This window comes from Arthrobacter sp. Dra40, from assembly GCF_059091905.1.
In genome coordinates, this window is record NZ_JBNHHB010000034.1 from 13,963 (window position 1) to 32,067 (window position 18,105).

At 65.4% G+C, this 18,105-nt stretch carries 19 protein-coding genes; 5 read left to right on the forward strand and 14 right to left on the reverse strand.

From position 1 onward, the window contains the following. Positions 1-5 precede the first annotated feature (5 nt). The 8 genes from secF to pdxT form a co-directional block, all read right to left on the reverse strand. Complete coding sequence (gene secF / locus AC5RWT_RS15590) at positions 6-998, reverse strand: protein translocase subunit SecF (protein ID WP_494043684.1); 993 nt, start codon at positions 996-998, stop codon at positions 6-8. Next, positions 998-2,725, reverse strand: coding sequence for a protein translocase subunit SecD (gene secD / locus AC5RWT_RS15595; RefSeq protein ID WP_494043683.1), 1,728 nt, complete (start codon positions 2,723-2,725; stop codon positions 998-1,000). The genes secF and secD overlap by 1 nt, the downstream gene beginning before the upstream one ends. A 112-nt stretch (positions 2,726-2,837) precedes the next feature. Beyond that, entirely contained in the window at positions 2,838-3,284 is a 447-nt protein-coding gene (yajC, locus tag AC5RWT_RS15600) for a preprotein translocase subunit YajC (protein WP_494043682.1), read from the reverse strand. Between the two features lie 139 nt (positions 3,285-3,423). Next, the gene (gene ruvB / locus AC5RWT_RS15605) at positions 3,424-4,509 is read right to left on the reverse strand and encodes a Holliday junction branch migration DNA helicase RuvB (protein WP_494080950.1); all 1,086 of its coding nucleotides are present in this window, start codon (positions 4,507-4,509) and stop codon (positions 3,424-3,426) included. Position 4,510: 1 nt separating this feature from the next. After that, a complete protein-coding gene (ruvA, locus tag AC5RWT_RS15610) occupies positions 4,511-5,146 on the reverse strand; it encodes a Holliday junction branch migration protein RuvA (protein WP_241912834.1) in 636 nt (211 codons plus the stop codon). Positions 5,147-5,316: 170 nt separating this feature from the next. Next, entirely contained in the window at positions 5,317-5,877 is a 561-nt protein-coding gene (gene ruvC, locus AC5RWT_RS15615; RefSeq protein ID WP_494080951.1) for a crossover junction endodeoxyribonuclease RuvC, read from the reverse strand. A 26-nt stretch (positions 5,878-5,903) separates the two neighbouring features. Then, complete coding sequence (locus AC5RWT_RS15620; protein WP_494043679.1) at positions 5,904-6,659, reverse strand: YebC/PmpR family DNA-binding transcriptional regulator; 756 nt, start codon at positions 6,657-6,659, stop codon at positions 5,904-5,906. A gap of 2 nt (positions 6,660-6,661) precedes the next feature. Further along, the gene (pdxT, locus tag AC5RWT_RS15625; RefSeq protein WP_494080974.1) at positions 6,662-7,336 is read right to left on the reverse strand and encodes a pyridoxal 5'-phosphate synthase glutaminase subunit PdxT; all 675 of its coding nucleotides are present in this window, start codon (positions 7,334-7,336) and stop codon (positions 6,662-6,664) included. Between the two features lie 154 nt (positions 7,337-7,490). Here pdxT and AC5RWT_RS15630 point away from each other — a divergent pair, with 154 nt between their 5' ends. After that, positions 7,491-8,801, forward strand: a complete 1,311-nt coding sequence (locus AC5RWT_RS15630; RefSeq protein ID WP_494043678.1) for a MurT ligase domain-containing protein — start codon at positions 7,491-7,493, stop codon at positions 8,799-8,801. After that, on the forward strand, positions 8,801-9,523 hold the full coding sequence (locus AC5RWT_RS15635; protein ID WP_494080952.1) for a type 1 glutamine amidotransferase: 723 nt from the start codon (positions 8,801-8,803) through the stop codon (positions 9,521-9,523). Before AC5RWT_RS15630 ends, AC5RWT_RS15635 begins: the two co-directional genes overlap by 1 nt. 43 nt (positions 9,524-9,566) lie before the next feature. Here AC5RWT_RS15635 and AC5RWT_RS15640 read toward each other — a convergent pair whose 3' ends face one another. After that, positions 9,567-10,955 (reverse strand): CapA family protein, encoded by a 1,389-nt coding sequence (locus AC5RWT_RS15640; protein WP_494080953.1) that lies wholly within the window; start codon positions 10,953-10,955, stop codon positions 9,567-9,569. A gap of 74 nt (positions 10,956-11,029) precedes the next feature. Next, positions 11,030-12,430, reverse strand: coding sequence for an MFS transporter (locus tag AC5RWT_RS15645; protein WP_494080954.1), 1,401 nt, complete (start codon positions 12,428-12,430; stop codon positions 11,030-11,032). 189 nt (positions 12,431-12,619) lie between these two features. Between AC5RWT_RS15645 and AC5RWT_RS15650 the strand changes: the two genes are divergently transcribed. From AC5RWT_RS15650 to AC5RWT_RS15660, 3 genes are all read left to right on the forward strand, one after another. Next, entirely contained in the window at positions 12,620-13,069 is a 450-nt protein-coding gene (locus AC5RWT_RS15650; protein ID WP_494080955.1) for a DUF7144 family membrane protein, read from the forward strand. A gap of 194 nt (positions 13,070-13,263) precedes the next feature. Continuing rightward, on the forward strand, positions 13,264-13,713 hold the full coding sequence (locus AC5RWT_RS15655) for a DUF6325 family protein (protein ID WP_494043673.1): 450 nt from the start codon (positions 13,264-13,266) through the stop codon (positions 13,711-13,713). A gap of 13 nt (positions 13,714-13,726) precedes the next feature. Further along, complete coding sequence (locus AC5RWT_RS15660) at positions 13,727-14,077, forward strand: SHOCT domain-containing protein (protein WP_494080956.1); 351 nt, start codon at positions 13,727-13,729, stop codon at positions 14,075-14,077. A gap of 97 nt (positions 14,078-14,174) precedes the next feature. Here the strand turns inward: AC5RWT_RS15660 and AC5RWT_RS15665 are convergent, their stop codons facing one another. From AC5RWT_RS15665 to AC5RWT_RS15680, 4 genes are all read right to left on the reverse strand, one after another. Then, the gene (locus tag AC5RWT_RS15665) at positions 14,175-15,539 is read right to left on the reverse strand and encodes a hypothetical protein (protein WP_494080957.1); all 1,365 of its coding nucleotides are present in this window, start codon (positions 15,537-15,539) and stop codon (positions 14,175-14,177) included. A gap of 284 nt (positions 15,540-15,823) precedes the next feature. Next, a complete protein-coding gene (gene pdxS / locus AC5RWT_RS15670; protein WP_494043670.1) occupies positions 15,824-16,738 on the reverse strand; it encodes a pyridoxal 5'-phosphate synthase lyase subunit PdxS in 915 nt (304 codons plus the stop codon). 164 nt (positions 16,739-16,902) lie between these two features. Further along, a complete protein-coding gene (pgsA, locus tag AC5RWT_RS15675; RefSeq protein WP_494080958.1) occupies positions 16,903-17,514 on the reverse strand; it encodes a phosphatidylinositol phosphate synthase in 612 nt (203 codons plus the stop codon). A gap of 7 nt (positions 17,515-17,521) precedes the next feature. After that, on the reverse strand, positions 17,522-18,103 hold the full coding sequence (locus AC5RWT_RS15680) for an HIT family protein (RefSeq protein WP_494043668.1): 582 nt from the start codon (positions 18,101-18,103) through the stop codon (positions 17,522-17,524). Between the last annotated feature and the right edge of the window lie 2 nt (positions 18,104-18,105).

Here is an 18,105-nt window from a genome sequence, read left to right on the forward strand (position 1 = left end):
CCGTGTCAGACGGTGACGGCCTCGTTGCGGCGTCGTTCTTCCACCCGCTGGGCCTGCTTGACCAGCGCCGGTTCCTTCGCCCGGATGAGTGCGTACATCGGCGCAGCGATGAAGATGGTGGTGGCGGCGCCGATGATGATGCCGATGAACAGCGCCAGCGACAGGTCCTTCAGCGTTCCGGCACCCAAGACGAACGCGCCGATGAACAGAATCGCGGCAACCGGCAGGACCGCCACCACCGAGGTGTTGATGGACCGGACCAGGGTCTGGTTCACGGCGAGGTTGACCTCCTCCGCGAACGTCCGCCTGGTGGACTTGTCCAAGTCCTTCGTATTCTCGCGGATCTTGTCGAACACCACCACGGTGTCGTACAGGGAATACCCCAGAATGGTCAGGAACCCGATGATCGCCGAGGGCGTGACCTCAAAATCGCTGAGTGAGTAGATGCCGGCGGTCAGGACCAGCACCACCACGAGCCCGCTGAGCGCGGAGATGGACATCTTCCAGGTCCGGAAGTACAGCGCCATCATGAAGGCTGCCAGCACAACGAACACCACCAGACCCCAGAGCGCCTGCCGGGTCACGTCCGCGCCCCAGGTGGGGCCGACGTACGAGGAGGTCACTTCGTTGGCCTGCACGCCGTAGGCGCCAACCAGCTCATCGCGCAGTTGCAGAGTCTGTTCGTCGTCCAGTCGTTCGGTCTGGATCCGCATGGTACCCGGCGCGATGTTGGTCACCCGGGGGTCCGCCTCCGCGGCGACCTTGGCCACGGCAGCTTCGCCGGGTCCGGCGTCGGTGTTCTGAACGTTGGAGACGGTGAATTCGGAACCGCCGCGGAAATCAATGCCCAGGTTGAAGCCGCCCTTGACGAACGGCACCACGATGGACAGAAGAATGCCGACGATGGCGATGCCGAACCAGATCTTGTACTTGCCGACAAAGTCATAGGAGCGCTTGCCGGTGTAGAGGTCGTTACCCCACTTAGCAAAGTTGGCCATTAGTTGCTCTCCTTGTTGGCGCCGCGGCCGGCGCCGCTGGTCGCCTGCTGCTTCTCGGCCGCTCGGCGTTCGGCGATGGTCTGGCGGCGGCCCGCTTCGGCAGCTGCCGCGGTGTTCTTGGCGCGGACCGGAGCTGTGCGTTCGCCCGGCTGGCGGACGCGTCCAGCCCCTCGGTACAGCGGCACCGCGCCCAGCAAGCGCGGATCCAAGCCGGAGAACCGGTGGCCCTCGCCGAAGAACTTAGTCTTTGCCAGCAGCACCATGGTCGGGTGGGTGAAGAGGAAGACCACCAAAAGGTCGGCCACCGCGGTCAGGCCGAGCGTGAAGGCGAAACCTCGCACGTTGCCTACGGCCACAAAGTAGAGCACGACGGCGGCCAACAGGTTGACTGCCTTGGAGGCCAACACTGTCTGCCGGGCACGCTTCCAGCCGTTGTCCACCGCGGACACCAGGCCCCGGCCCTCGCGCAACTCATCGCGGATACGTTCGAAGTAGACGATGAACGAGTCGGCAGTCTGGCCGATGGCCACGATCAGGCCGGCGACACCGGCCAGCGAAAGCCGGTAGTTTTCGGTCCAGCCCAAAATCGCAATCGCCAGATAGGTGATGAGACCCGCCACTACCAGCGACGCGATCGTGACGAAGCCGAGCGCCCGGTACTGGAAGAGTGAATAGCCCGCTACCAGCACCAAACCGATAACGCCGGCGATAAGGCCCATCCGCAACTGGTCTGCGCCGAGCGTGGCGGAAATCTGCTGCTCGCTTTGGATCTCGAAGCTGATCGGCAGCGCGCCGTACTTCAGCTGTTCGGAAAGGCCGCGCGCAGACTCTTCGGTGAAGTTGCCAGTGATCTGCGGCTTGCCATCCGGGATGACGGCGTTGGTCGTCGGTGCGGAGATGACCTTGCCGTCCAGCACAATGGCGAATTGATTCCGGGCTCCAGAGAGTCCAAACAGCCGCTCTGTGACGGCCTTGAAAGTCCGGGTGCCTTCGCCGTTGAACTCGATGTTGACTGCCCACTGGTTCAGGGTCTGTCCCTGCTGGCCGCGGGTCTGGCCGAAGCTTGAATCGGAGATATCGGTGCCAGGTACTTCCACCGGGCCGAGAATGTACTTCATTCCGGTGTCCGGTTCACAGGCCACCATCGGCTTGGCCGGGTCGGCAGGCTGGGTTTCGTCTGCCGCAGCGGCCGGGTCAAGGCACTCGAGTGCTTCAAATTCCTGATAGAGCTCGGGAGTGATCCAATTCGGGTCGCTGGAGTTCTCCGGCTTGGCCGTCGGTTTCGGAATATCCTTCGTCGGGGTCCGCTCTGCTTCGGGAACAGCCGCACCCGAGGCAGAGGTCAGGACCGGCCGGAATTCCATGTCGGCCGACGCCTGGATCAGTTCGCGGGTGCGCTGGTCCGGGATGCCCGGCAGACTGACCACCACATTGCGCCCGGACTGCGTGGTGATCTCCGCTTCTGCCACGCCGGAGCCGTCAACGCGCTGGCGAATGATCTCCACGGCTTGGTTCAGCTGCTCGCCGGTGATTTCGCCCCCGGCGCCCTGGACCTTCGGGGCCAGGATCATCTGGGTGCCGCCCTCAAGGTCGAGCGCCAACTTTGGCGCCCAGCTCGCTTGGTTGGTGAAGACACCGCTGCCAAGGATGACGGTACCGGCGGCAAGCAGCACACCGAGCCATATAAGTGTCCGCCGAGCAACGCTGGTGGAACCGGATCGTGCCATGGAAGATCTTTCTCTCATCGACTCAGGCGGCCGGCGGAACCGGCCGGTACACGGCGAAGTGGCGGGGGCATGCCCCGCCACTGCACGCCGATGCGGCTAAGCCGTCGCTGGCCTACTTGGTGTCTTTGTTCTGCTCTTCATTGAGGCGCTTCAGGGTCTCCTCGGCGGTTTCCTCCGGCCGGTCGGCCTGCTCCGCGGTCAGCGAGGAGGCATCGTCCGGCACCTCGGGGGCCTCCGGCGTCACCACTTCGTTAACGGCCTGCGTGTGCACCGTGGCGGTGTTGCCCGGAGACAGTTCGAGGACCACCTTGTTATTGTCGGCGTCGACGGAAACGACGGTGCCGAAGAGACCGAACTGGGTCATGACCTCGGTGCCGGGAACCATCTGTTCCTTGAGACGCTCAGTCTTTTCGCGCATCTGGGCCTGTACCTTCTTCTGCTTGCGGAACATGAAGAAGATCAGCAGTGCAAAAACAGCGAACAGGCCGATGGTCATCACATCGATGCCACCGCCGGACTGCTGCTGAGTATTGGTAGCAGCGAAGAGATTTACGAACACAGGAAATTTCCGTCCTAGAAGTCTGGGCGGACCGGCAGGAGATTCCGGACCGTATACGCAGCCTGCCGGGTTCCTTAAGGAACGGCGCACTCCGCACGTTCCTACCATTCTACGCGGTGACCACGCTTACACGGTTTCTTCAGTTATCGGCGAAATCCGTGTCCGGTTCCAGCAGTTCCGCGAGCAGGTCACCGGTCTGCCCTGCGGCCAGATGATCCGGCACCGCCAGCCCCAGATGCTGCCAGGCGGCGGCAGTGGCGATCCGCCCGCGTGGCGTCCGGCCCAGCAGCCCTTCCCGGACCAAGTACGGTTCGGCCACGGTCTCCACCGTCTCGGTTTCCTCACCGACGGCAATGGCCAGCGTGGACAGCCCCACCGGGCCGCCACCGAACTTGGTGATCAGTGCGGTCAGCACCGAGCGGTCCAGCCGGTCCAGGCCTCGCTCGTCGACCTCGTACATGTCCAGCGCAGCCGCTGCGGCACGGAAATCGATTTCGTCGATCTTGTGCACCAAGGCCCAGTCCCGGACCCGGCGGAGCAAACGGTTGGCGATGCGGGGCGTGCCACGGGAGCGGCCGGCGATCTCGGCAAACCCTGCGGAACTCACCTTCAGGTCCAGAAGCATCGCCGAACGGCGAAGCACCAATTCCAGTTCTTCGACGGCGTAGAACTCCAAGTGCCCGGTGAACCCGAACCGGTCGCGCAGCGGACCCGGAAGCAGCCCGGCCCGGGTGGTGGCTCCGACGAGGGTGAACGGCGGCAGATCAAGGGGGATGGCTGTGGCGCCGGCGCCCTTGCCCACCACGATGTCCACCCGGAAGTCTTCCATGGCCATGTACAGCATTTCCTCTGCCGGACGCGACATCCGGTGGATCTCATCGAGGAAGAGGATTTCCCCTTCGGTCAACGAGGACAGAATCGCCGCCAAATCGCCGGCGTGCTGAATCGCCGGACCGGAGCTGATCCGGAGCGGCGCATTCATTTCCGCGGCGATAATCATGGCCAGCGTGGTCTTGCCCAGCCCGGGCGGACCGGACAGCAGGACGTGGTCGGCCGTCCGCTCGCGAATCCGGGAGGCTTCCAGCACCAGCGACAACTGCTGCCGGACTCTCGCCTGGCCTACGAAATCATCCAGGTTCTTGGGCCGCAGCGCCGATTCGACGGCCCGCTCTTCGGCCTCCGACGCGGTGGAGACCAGCCGGCTCTCCCCGGCGTCCTCGGGCACGCTACTTCACTCCCGCGGTCCGCCGGGCCGAGCCGGTCCGGGCACCGTCCTGGCCAAGCCGCCGCAGCGTTAGCCTCAGCAAGTCGCCCACATGGCCGGCCGCAGCCGCCTCCGGATTCTCGTCGGCGGTCGTGTCCACGGCCGCCGCGGCGTCCTTGTCCGACCAGCCCAGGCCGGAGAGCGCCTGCTGCACCTGGCCTTTCCAACCAGCCGCCTGCTGCGGAGCCACCTCGCCGGTGGGCACCAGCTTGCCGGCCAGTTCCAGCACGATCCTGCCGGCAAGCTTCGGGCCGATGCCGGGCACCTTGCTGAACGCCTTGTTGTCGCCGTCCGCGGCGGCAATCCGCAGGGCTTCGGGCGAGTGCACCGACAATGCCGCCAGGCCCAGCCGCGGGCCGACGCCGCTGACCGAGATGAGGGTCTCGAAGACTTCGCGCTGCGCTGCGTCCTCGAACCCATAGAGCGTCATGGAGTCTTCGCGCACAATCATGGTGGTGGCCAGTTGGGCTTCCCGTCCGATGAACAGCGTGCCAAGGGTCTGCGGCGTCGCCTGGACGAGCATGCCGAACCCGTTGACGTCGATCACGGCCGAGTTCAACCCCACATGGGCGACGACGCCGCGCAACGAGCTAATCATGATCCAACTCCCACTTCCCGGCACTGGCTGCTGCCCGGACGCCGCCTTCCGGACCGGAGCGCGGGAGGGATTGTCCGAACATATTTACGAATAGCTTACGTGGCGGCGCCGACATTACCGGCAACCGCCACACCCCTTGGCACCCTTCGTGCCGTGCCGTTCCGGGCAGCTCAGCGGCGGTTGCGCCTGGCCTTGGCTTCGGCTTCCGCCCACAGCTTCTGGGCAGTCGTCATGCCGCCGCCCGTGGCCGGCTTCGCAGCGCCGCCGCGCCACGCGTGAGTGATCGCCAACGCCAGCGCATCCGCGGCGTCGGCCGGACGCGGCGGGGTGTCCAGCCGGAGGATCCGGGTCACCATTTTGGTCACGGCGGCCTTGTCCGCTTGGCCGTTGCCGGTGACCGCGGCTTTCACCTCAGTGGGCGTGTGCAGCGCGACGGCAATCCCCCGCCGCGCTGCTGCAGTCATCACCACACCGGAGGCCTGCGCCGTGCCCATCACGGTGCTGACGTTCGTCTGGCTGAAGACGCGTTCGACGGCGAGCACGTCCGGTGCGTGCGCATCAAGCCATTCGTCGATGGTCTCTGCGATCTTCAGCAGGCGCAGTTCCAGCGGCATGTCAGGAGTGGTCCCGACGACGCCCACTTCCACCAGGGTGGAGCGGCGGTTCGGCTCGACGTCGACCACGCCCAGGCCGCACCGGGTCAGGCCGGGGTCCACGCCCAGTACGCGCAAGGCGGTTGCCGACCCTCTGACCGGTGTCAGTCGTTCTCGAGTTCAGCGAGGACGTCCTGGCTGATATCGGCGTTGGAGTAGACGTTCTGCACGTCGTCCAGGTCCTCCAGTGCGTCGACCAGCTTCAGGAACTTCCGCGCGGCGTCGGCGTCGAGCTCCACGGCCATCGAGGAGACGAACTCGATTTCATCCGTTTCGTACTCGATGCCGGCTTCTTCCAAGCCGGCCACCACGCCGCGCAGGTCGGTGGGGTCGGAGTGGACCTCGAAGTTTTCGCCTTGTTCCTTGACTTCCTCCGCGCCGGCATCCAGCACGGCCATCAGCAGGTCGTCCTCGGTGAGCTCGTTTTTGGGCAAGGACACCACGCCCTTGCGGGCGAACATGTAGGAGACCGAACCGGGGTCGGCCACCGTGCCGCCGTTGCGGGTGATGGCCAGGCGGACCTCGGAGGCGGCGCGGTTCTTGTTGTCGGTCAGGCACTCAATCAGCACGGCGGAGCCCTGCGGACCGCGGGCTTCGTAGATGATTTCGGTGTAATCGATGATTTCGCCGGTGAGGCCGGCGCCGCGCTTGATGGCGCGGTCGATGTTGTCGTTGGGAACCGACGTCTTCTTGGCCTTCTGGACGGCCAGTTCCAGCCCGGGGTTCCCGGACATGTCGGCGCCGCCGGCGCGGGCTGCCACCTCAATGTTCTTGATCAGCTTCGCAAACGACTTCGCGCGCCGGGCGTCGATCACGGCCTTCTTGTGCTTGGTGGTCGCCCACTTAGAGTGTCCGGACATGCTTAGGCCTCTCCTCTGACGATGCGGATGAATAGTTCGTGGATGCGGCGCTCCCCCGTCACTTCCGGGTGGAAAGAAGTCGCCAGCATATGCCGCGAACGCACTGCCACAATTCTAGCTGTCCCGTGCAAAGCCCCGTGGGACGCGGGTTCCACCGTGGCCAGGACTTCCACGCCCTCGCCCACCCGTTCCACCCAGGGGGCACGGATGAAGACGGCGTGCACGGGCGCCGGATCCTGGTCCGGGGACGGCGCACTGAACTCCAGTCCGCGGAAGTTCAGATCCGTTTCAAACGACTCACGCTGCCGGCCGAAGGCGTTCCGCCGCACCGTAATGTCCAGGCCGCCCAGCGTCTGCTGGGCCTCGCCCTTGAGGTCGGTGGCGGGATCCGCGATTTCCTGGGCCAGCATGATCATGCCGGCGCAGGAACCGTAGACGGGCATGCCGGCCTCGATCCGTTTCTTCAGCGGATCGGCCAGCTCGAAGATCCGGGTGAGCTTGTCAATCGTTGTTGATTCCCCGCCGGGTATGACCAGTCCGTCCACGGCGTCCAGTTCGCCCGGCCGGCGGACCGGCATTGTTGCGGCGCCGCTGTGTTCCAGGGCGGATATGTGTTCGCGGACATCGCCCTGCAGGGCGAGCACACCAATCGTGACCACGGTGAAGGTTCCTCGGATTCAGTATCGGGCCGCGCGCGTTGCGGCCGTACGGAAAAACAGTAATACCAACCGGTCCTGCGGTGTTAAATCGCGCCGGCCGCTGCTGTGCAGCACGCCACAGCCCGCGGGCTCGTCGGCGGGCTGGTGCCGGCGGCTTGTATAGTCTCTACTCATGCGACACCTCCTTGCGACCGTTGCCGGAAAGGCCGTGAAGGCGGTAGCCAGGCTCCGCGGCGGCGGCTCCGCGCTGCCCGGCCTGGTGGCCGAGAAAATCGATCCGCAGTTCCTGCCCCGCACGCTCGGCAAGCTGCCGCGCGGCGTCGTCGTGATCAGCGGGACGAACGGCAAGACCACCACCACCAAAATGGTGGTGGAACTGCTGCAGGGCCAGGGCATGAACGTGTTCACCAACCGCACCGGCAGCAACTTCACCCGCGGAGTAGTGGCTTCGGTATTGGGCGATTCGGACGCCCGCGGCCGGCTGGATGCGGACATCGCGGTGCTGGAACTGGACGAAGCCCACGCCGTGCACTTCGTCAAACTGGTTCAGCCGCGCTACAGCCTGCTGCTCAACGTGATGCGGGACCAGTTGGACCGCTTTGGCGAGATTGAGACGACGGCGGGATTCCTCCGCCAGATCGCCGCAGCCACCACCGACGCCGTGGTGCTCAACCGCGAAGACCCGCGCATCCTGGCCCTGGCCAACGCCGTGACGGCACCCCGGGTCGAATACTTCGGCCTTGCTCCGCAGCTGCGCCACATGTTCCCGCATGACGACGAGATGCGGAACGCCGTCGCCGCCGAGGTTCCCGGCGCCGAGGCCGCCGGAGCTGGTGGAGGCCAGCCCGAGGGGCCGCGTGCCGACGTCGTGCTGTCCGCCTGCGAAGGCTCCGCCGCCACCTTCCAGGTGGACGGACGCGGGATCGAGGTTGAGCTGAAGCTGACCGGCGTCTACAACGTGTTCAACGCCGCCGCGGCGCTGGTGCTGGCCCGCACCGTGCTTGGTCCCGCCGTGGATGAACCGGCCCTGCTGGCCTCGCTGGAAAACGTTACCCCGGCCTTCGGGCGCGGCGAATCGCTCACCGTCAACGGCCAGCCGCTGGATCTGGTCCTGGTGAAGAACCCGGCCGGCTTCCGACTCGCGCTGAAGTCGTTCCCGGCCGCGGGCTCCCGGACCATGATTGCAATCAACGACAACTACGCCGATGGCCGGGACATGTCCTGGCTCTGGGACGTGGACTTCGATTCGCTGCGCGACACGGGCGTGGCCGAAGTCAGCGGTGTCCGGGCACAGGACATGGGGCTGCGCCTCTTCTATGAGGACGTTCCCGTGGGTAGCGTAGATACCGACCTCATGGCCTCGCTGCACCGGTTCATCGCCGAGGATCCCGATACGCCCAAACGCATCTACTGCACCTACACCGCCATGCTGGCGCTGCGGCGCGAGCTGGGCAAACTGACCGAAGTGGAAGTGGTGTCCTGATGGACGCACCCGTGATCGACCTCCTCCAGTTGTACCCGCGGGACATGAACATTTACGGCGACTGGGGCAACGTCCTGGTCCTGCGCAAGCGGCTGACCCTGCGCGGCTATGACGTCCGGCTTCATGAGTACAACCCCGGAGACGAATTTCCCGAGCAGGTTGACCTGATGGTGGGCGGCGGCGGCCAGGACTCGGGCCAGAACAAGATCCAGGCCGACCTGCTTGCCCAGGGCGGCCGGCTCCGCGACCTGGCCGACGACGGCCTGCCGATGCTCGCCGTGTGCGGCCTGTACCAACTGTTCGGCCACCGGTTCACCACCCACACCGGCGAGGTGATCACCGGCATCGGGCTCTTGGATGCCGAAACCGTTGGCGGGCCCACCCGACTGATCGGCAACACCGTGCTGGAAAGCGACGAGTTCGGCACCGTCATCGGGTACGAGAACCACAGCGGCCTGACCACACTGGGCGCCGAGGTCCAACCGTTCGGCCGGGTCACCAAGGGCGACGGCAACAACGGCACGGACGGCACCGAAGGCGCCCGTTACCGCAACGTCATTGCCACTTACCTGCATGGATCCCTGCTGCCCAAGAACCCTGCCGTCGCGGATTATTTAATCCGGCACGCAGCAGAACGGCGCTATGGCAGCTTTAACGATGTGCCGTTGGACATTCCACACGAGGCAGAGGCCCGGACCGACGCGGCGGCGCGGCCCCGCTGAGGCGCTCGGGCGAGCACGGGCCCCCACCCCTGCCCGCAGGTCCTCACTCGTCGCCGAGCAGCCATTCGTGGGCGACGTCCCCGGCGGCGCCCATCGACTCGACGGTCGCCCTGGTCCGTTCCCGACTGGCCGCATCCGCCTCTTTGGAGACGCACCACTCCCCAGACTCCGCCGCTGCCTCCAGGGCATCGGATGAGACCGGACACCAGCGATGCTCCGGTCCGGCGAACGTTGCGGGCAGCCAGTCAAGCCTCGCCACCTCCCAAGCACCGCCGTCGTCCCGCTGGGCAAACTGCGCGCGGACCATCACGCCCTCGGTATTAAGGATGTTGGGCGTTGCGTGCGCTGCGATCGTGTTGCCCAGCCCGTAGACAATCCAGGTTCCGTTGTAGCGTTCCATCGGCTGGACCGAGTGGCTGTGGTGCCCGTAAATCAGCGAGAACTCGCCGCTGTCGGCCAAGGCATGGGCAGCCTGCAGTTGTTGCGCGTTGGCATAGTTCGTGTATTCGTTGCCCGCATGGATTGCGCCCAGTACGATCTCCGCGCCGCCCGCCCGTGCCTGTTTGGCCTTGGCAATCATGGCCTGGGGATCCAGCATGTCCACCTGCCAAAGGGCGTCCGGCACCAGTCCGTTCAGCGAGAACGCGCCGGTAATAACGGCGACGCGCGCGGCCGGAGTGTCCAGGATCAGCACGTCGCCGGACTCGGCTTCGCTGCGATAGGATCCGGTGTGCTCCAGGCCGCGGGCGTCGAGCGAGGCCAACGTCCGTTCCAAGCCGGCGGTGCCGTAGTCGAACGTGTGGTTGCTGGCGGTGGTGCAGGCGTCGTAGCCAACGGCGGTCGCGGCGTCGAGGATCTGCGGCGGTGCATTGAACGCCGGGTATCCGGAATACGGGCCGTCTTCGTCCGCCAGCGGCGTTTCCAACTGGCAGATCGCAAGGTCGGCTGTGTCCAGGTATTGCTGCTGTGCGGCCAGGATGGGTTCGAAGTCCAAGCCCCGCTTGCCGGTCCGCCGCGCATCTGCGGCCGCTTGCTCCCAGAGCGCTTCATGCAGCAGCAGATCGCCCGTCATCGCCACGGTGGCGCAGCGCCTCGCCGGGCAGTCCGGACCTGCTCCGGCTGTCACCTCCGGGGCGGGGTCCATTCCGGAGGACGACGGCGGTGCCTCCCCCGCGGCGCCACTCCCCTCCGTGCCACGCGCTTCTGCACCGCTCCCGTCCCTGCCGCTCCCTCCCGCGCCCGGCCCGGCAAACTCCGCTGTGGGTGCCGCTCCGGTCGGACCGCCGGGATGCGGGCCGTCGACCGGCCCGCTGGTACAGCCGGCCATGAGCAGGGCGGCCACCGTCACCGCAGTCACATTCTTGGTCAACCGGATCGTGGCTCGCGTCGACCCCTGCTCCGGGCCGCGCCCATGGGCCTCCCGTCCGATCATGCCGCCAGTGTAATCCCGCCTATGGCCTTGATCATGGCGGCACGGCAAAGTACCGACCAGGATTCAGACTGGGGTCATCTCGTCGCTTCCTCGACCGGCGACGGAATCTTGCGTGGGATGAACAGCGCCGCGACAAGGCCGATGAGTCCCACAGCAGCCAGAACAATCGTCGAGATCGCATAGTTTTGGCCGGGAGTAGTCGCGATACCGGCTACGAGGATGGTACCGGCGATCGCCGTCCCGAGGGAGGAGCCCAGGTTGGAGACGCTTCGGGACAGCCCTGAGATCTCGCCCTGCTTGGACTCCGCAAAACTAGACTGCACCACGTTCACCGAGGGGGTGAGCATCAAGCCGACACCCAGGCCGGTGAGCAGCAAACCTGGCGCGAATGCCCAGGCGCCCTGGGTGCCCTGCACGATCACGAGACCGAGCAGCATACCGGCGATCGTGAGCACAAAACCAGAGATGATGAGCGTCCGCTGGGCAAACTTCTTCGACAAGGGCCCGGCAGCCAGCGACGACGCCAGCAGGCCAACCGTTGCCGCAGTGAAGATCACGCCGGTCTCGATGGCGTTATAGCCGCGCACCACCTGCAGGAAGCTGGCGACCACGAAGGAGAATCCCAGCAGCATCAGCCATTGGGCGTTCTGCGTGATCAACCCAAGGTTCGACGTGCGGTTGCGGAACAGGCTGAGCGACAGCAGGGGTTCGTGACCTGAGCGCTCCTTCGCCCGCACCGACACGAAGAAGCCCACCAGCACCAGCCCGCCGGAGGCGAGCAGGATGAGCATCAACCAGAGGCTGTTATCTGCGGCCAGGATACCCATGACGATCAGGATGAGGCCCCCGGCAGAGAGGACCGCTCCCCGCACGTCGAACTCACGGGTTGGATCCGGGGGAAGGGGATCCTTGAGGCTGCGGCTGAGCAGCGCGATCACCACGATAATGAGGGCCTGGAAGACGAACGCCGCACGCCAACTGATTGCCGACGTGATCAGGCCACCGATCAAAGGGCCGGCCGCGGATCCGATGCCGCCCATCGCGCTGATCGCGCCGAACGCCTTGGCACGGGAGCCTAGATCGTGGAACAGCATGGTGGTCAGGATGTAGACCGGCGGGATGAGGAGCGCGGTGCCGATACCCTCAAGGATGGAGTTGCCCAGGATCAGTACCGGCAGTCCCGGTGCGATTGCACTGATGAGTGCGCCGACGCCATAGATAATGAGCCCGAGAAGGAACAGCGGCTTGCGACCATATCGGTCGGTGAGCTTGCCACCGGGGATCATCAGCGCGGCCATGACCAGCAGGAAGATGGTGATCGCAACTTGGATCCCCTGCACCGTAGTGTCGAGATCCTTGCTCATGTCGTTGATCATCACGTTCATGTTCGAGCCAGCGAAGCTGCAGATGAATTGCGCTAGTGCGAGTGGGAGCAACACTCCCCTCGCCTGAGTACGGGCTGTCTGCTCAGTCATGTTCGTGTCCCGTCATCGCCTGAAAAATACGGCCGCTAGGGCCCAAATTACGGCGCGCGCGTGCTATCAGGATCACCCAGAAAGGATGAGGAAACTCGACCGGGCCCGGTGAAGACTTGCTGAGGGTGGGCCGAGTCTCCGGTGACATAACCGAGTCGCCACCGGCGCACCGCACGAGGGAGGACCACCATGGCAAGCGGTTCAGCTGGGCGGACCACCGGTCCGGGGCGGTCCGTCGACCCGGATTACAACATTGCGGCCGCGGGGACGATCCTCTTCGGCGGGATCATCATGATCGTGGCCGGCGCCTTTCACATAGTTCAGGCACTTGTGGCGCTGTTCAATGATCAGTTCTACGTGGCCGGTGAGGAGTACATCTACAAGTTCGACCTGACCTCGTGGGGCTGGATCCACCTGCTCGGAGGAGTGCTCTTGGTGCTCGGCGGGATTTTCCTGTTCCGGGGCGCTGTGTGGGCACGCATTCTGGCCGTAGTGTTGGCGTCGCTGAGCGCAGTGCTGAACTTCATGTGGCTCCCGTATTACCCGCTGTGGGGCGTGATCATCATCGTCCTCGACGTGGTCATCATTTGGGCGGTTCTGGCTCACCCCCGTGACCTGCGATACGCCACGCAGCCCTGATTCCGCTGGTTTCGAGGGCGTGGGTGACTTCGTCGAACGCCGTTATAACTACCGAAGGAAGTCCGGTCCGCCGCGGGCGTCCGCCTCAACAGCCGCTGGCCAAGATCATTCGGTCGGGGTGATGCCCCGGGCGTGGAGGGAAAACTACTCTGGCCAGGTCTTGGACGGCCAATCAGATTGCAAGGGTGATGTTCGTGGCAACAACAGAAGTGCACGGCCCCATCGACTTCGTGTTGATCGAGTTTCCAGTAGACAAGACGGGCAGCGGCGCCACCGTTGCTGCCCTGATGGACCTGATTAATCGGAAGGTGGTCTGGGTCTACGACCTCATGATCATCAGGAAAGACGCGGACGGTTCCACCGCCGGCGTCGAGATGACAGAAGACGTTAGCGAGGGCTTGGAAGGGTTCGCCTCTCTTGCCTCGGTTCGTTCGGGCCTCCTGGGCGACGACGAAATCGCCGAAGCGGCTTCGGCGATGGAACCTGGCACCGTGGCGGCGCTGATCGTCTACGAGAATCTCTGGGCGATTCCCTTCATTGCCGCAGCACGCGAGTCCGGTGGAGAGGTCATCGCGAGTGCGCGCATTCCGGCTGAGGACGTCATGGCCGCGCTGGACGCGATGGAATCCGATTCGACGGTCTGAGGAGGAAGTAGACATGGGACTGTTACGAGGAGTAGCCCGCACGGCAGTTGTCGCCGGCACGGCGACGGCTGTCAGCGGTCGCGTGCAGCGCCGCCAACAGGCGCGCTGGGACGCCCAAGAGCAGGAGCAGTACGCACAGCAGGGGTACGAACAACAACAGCAGCAGTATGCACAGCCGCAGCAGGGCTACGCGCCACCCCAGCAGTATGCGCAACCCGATTACGACACGGCGGCGGCCCAAGCAACGGCTGCGCCGGCCGCTGATCCCTTGGAACGGCTCAAGACCTTGGGCGAACTGAAAGCGCAGGGTCTCCTCTCCGAGGCGGAGTTCGAGGCCCAGAAGGCGAAAATCCTGGCCGGCTGAAGCAAGCTAACTGGCCCGCTCATCACCCAAACCGTGCCCTGCCGACTCCGGTCGGCAGGGCACGACGACGTTGGCCACCAGTTCTGGGTGGTCTCGGTCAGGGGTTCGGCGGGACCGGTACTTCGTCGGCGGCCTCGGGATAAGCCCTCGGCTCCGCTGGCGGAGTCCCGATGAATTCGATAATCGCGATCACGACCACCACAATGATCGCTATCGTGATGACGACGCCGATCGTGGGCTCCGACCAGAAGACGAGCACCAGCCCGCCGACGATGACAGTGGCAACCCAGAGCAGCCGCTTGTACCGGTAAACCCAGTTTCCCACCCCGCCGGTGCGCATCCCCGCCGACTCCGCGGATCCGCGCAGGCGGGCGATCCCCCGAGACGCTGAGGCGCGCGCCCGTACGGCGGAAGCAGAGGCTCCGGTGAAGTACGCGGCTATCGCCACCACCAGCGCGATTACCGCGGTGAGGCGCAGTGAGTCACGCAGGAAGCGCACCAGGGTGTCGTAGACCAGCCCCGCCGAATCGCGCGATAGCACTACGCCCGGCAGCGCCTGAAGATAGGCGATGCGGGCCACCGCAAGCGCAATCCCCAGTGCCAACATCGCCGCCACGATGCCGAGCGCACCCAGCATCACGGCACGGGCTCGGTGGCGCGCGGTCAGCACTCCCGCGACGAACAGGATGCCGGTGATGATCGGCAGCCAGATGCTGAGTGCGTTCAATACCCGGTAAGCGCTCTGTGCTTGGGTGACGGCGTCCGACTGCACCAGCTCGTAGGAGGTGTTCACATTGGGGATGTTCTGCGCCAGGCCGAACCCTTCGGCCACGAGCCGCTCCTTCACCTGGGCGATGATCGGCCCGAGGTTGACCGAGATCGTGTCATTCTGGGCGCTGATGGCTCCGCCCTGGTTGCCTTCCAGCAGCTTCACCAGGTTCTGGTGAGCGATCTCGTTGGAGCGGTCCCAGACGGTATCGAATTGCGGGCTGCTGATCGTTTGCTGCACGCGGCTGTGGACGAAGTTTTCGATGCCCGAAATCATTGGCTGCTGCAGGGCAGTTAGCGCAGCTTGGGCTCGCGGAGGCAGCCCGAGGTCGGAGACCGCGTTGAACGCCTCGTCGGTGACAGCTTTCAGGTCCACGTGGGTGAAGATGGCCTCGGTGACGGCGTCGGTCAGGTCCGCCTGCACGGATGGGTCGTTGATCAGCGGACTGACGGTTTCAACATATCTGTCGGTGTCGGACACCACGCTGCCCGCCCACACCCCCACCACCGAGATCGGAGCGAGCAGACACGCCAGCGTGAGCAGCACTGCCGAGCCAATGGATCTCCAACGATGCCGTTCCTCGGCAGGGGCGTGCGCGCCGCCTGGCCCATGGACACGTTCGGCCTCAAGTTCGGCCACCCGGGCCCTCAGCCGTTGTAGCTCCTCGGCATCGGTCATTCCTGGATCCGTCATCGCTGGCTCCGTTCAGGCGCGCTGTCGTTCGGGCGGGCACTATCGCCTCCGGATTCATCCGTTGACTTCAGTCTCCGCCGGCACCCGTGCATGCTCATCATCTGGGAAGGATGAAAGTGCACCTGATGAAACGATCACTGGACGCACCGGCGGAAAGCTCCATTCTGCCCGGGGAGTCCAGAGGCCGGAGCCGGGCCAGCCGTGTCGGGCAGCACGAAGGGCTTAACGCCAAACGCCCGGTACCGCACCTTCGTGCGGGACCGGGCGTTCGCCGTCGTTAGTTCTTACCAGCCGCGCTCGGCGAGGCGGTGCGGCTGCGGGATTTCGTCCACATTGATGCCGACCATTGCTTCGCCCAGGCCGCGGGAGACCTTGGCGATGACGTCCGGATCGTCGTGGAAGGTGGTGGCCTTCACGATCGCGGCGGCGCGCTCGGCCGGGTTGCCGGACTTGAAGATGCCGGAGCCAACGAACACGCCGTCGGCGCCCAGCTGCATCATCATCGCGGCGTCGGCCGGGGTGGCGATGCCGCCGGCGGTGAACAGCACCACCGGCAGCTTGCCGGTCTGCGCAATTTCCTTGACCAGTTCGTACGGGGCCTGCAGTTCCTTGGCCGCCACGTACAGCTCGTCTTCGGGCATCGCGGACAGGCGCTTGATCTCGGAGCGGATCTGGCGCATGTGTCCGGTGGCATTGGAGACGTCGCCGGTGCCGGCTTCGCCCTTGGAACGGATCATCGCCGCGCCTTCGTTGATCCGGCGCAGTGCCTCGCCCAGGTTGGTGGCACCGCAGACGAACGGAACGGTGAAGTTCCACTTGTCGATGTGGTTGGTGTAGTCGGCCGGGGTCAGGACCTCGGACTCGTCGATGTAGTCCACGCCGAGGGATTGCAGCACCTGCGCCTCGACGAAGTGGCCGATGCGGGCCTTGGCCATCACCGGGATGGAGACGGCTTCGATGATGCCGTCCACCATGTCCGGATCGCTCATCCGGGACACGCCGCCTTGCGCGCGGATATCCGCCGGAACGCGCTCAAGGGCCATCACGGCCACGGCACCGGCGTCTTCGGCGATGCGGGCCTGTTCGGGCGTTACGACGTCCATGATGACGCCGCCCTTCAACATCTCGGCCATGCCCCGCTTTACCCGGCTGCTGCCGGTCACGGGGGCGTGAGTTGACGTTGGTTCACTGCTGGACACTAAAAGCCCCTAGGAGTCGGTCGAAAGCGTACATCTCATCATACGTCCGGGCCCGTGAACCGGCTCACCGGTGACGTAACCTTCCTGAACGCCCGACGGCGGCCGCCCGCCTCCCGTCGTCGTCCCGCCTCCCGCGATCGTCCCGCTGAGCGTTGGCCAGCCGGTCAGGCGGTCAGCCGGGTCTGCCGGTAGACGGTCATGATCCGCTGGATCACGGTCACCAGACTAGCGGCGGCCAGCAGCATCAGGACCACCAGCAGGACGATTTCCGGCAGGCCCAGGCCGGTCAGGCCGGTGAAGACCAGGACGGCCACCAGTCGCTCGGACCGCTCGGCAAACCCGACGGCCGCGGTGCAGCCGAGCGACTCGGCCTTGGCCCGGGCGTAGGAGACCAGGGAGCCCAGCAGCATGCACACGAGTGCAAAGATGGCGATGGCCGGGTTCTCTCCCCCGGTAAAGAACCAGATGGCCACGCCGGCGAACACCGCGCCGTCGGCCAACCGGTCAAGGGTGGAGTCCAGGAAGCTGCCCCAGCGGCTGCTGCGTTCCAGCATGCGGGCCATCAGGCCGTCCACCATGTCAGAGAAAACGAACGCCGTGATGAATACGGTGCCCCAGAACAGTTCGCCCAGCGGGTAGAAAATCAGCGCCCCGGCACAGACCCCGACCGTGCCGATGATCGTGACGGCGTCGGGCGAGACACCCATCCGGATCAGGACGCGGGCCAGCGGAGTGAAGAGCTTGCCGAAGAATCCGCGCGCGTATTTGTTGAGCATCGCCGCGTTACCGTGCGGGCCAGGCGTCGGCTACCTGCTTGCGGACCTCGTCCAAAGTCTGGGTGATGGCTTTGGTCTGAGCGATGATCGGGAAGAAGTTCCCGTCGCCGCCCCACCGCGGCACCACGTGCTGGTGCAAATGCGCCGCCACGCCCGCTCCCCCGGCTTCGCCTTGGTTCATGCCCAGGTTGAAGCCGCTGGGGTTCGCCACCTTGCGCAACACGCGCATGGCCGTCTGGGTGAGCTCGGCAAACTCCGCGGTTTCCGCCGGGGTGATGTCCGTGTAGTCGGGCACGTGGCGGTACGGACAGACCAGCAAGTGGCCCGGGTTGTACGGAAACAGGTTCAGCACCACGTAGGCGGTCTCGCCGCGGTGAACGATCAGCGATTCCTCGTCCGGCCGGGCCGGCGCCACGCAGAACGGGCACTCGTCCTTGTTCTTGAACTGCCCCTGGCCGCCCTTGACGTAGGCCATCCGGTGCGGCGTCCAGAGCCGCTGGAAGGCATCCGGGACTCCGGGCAGCTCGAAGCTGTCCGTTGCCTCATCATCCGCCCGGTCCTTCATGGCTTCCCTGGTCGTCCCGGCCATCG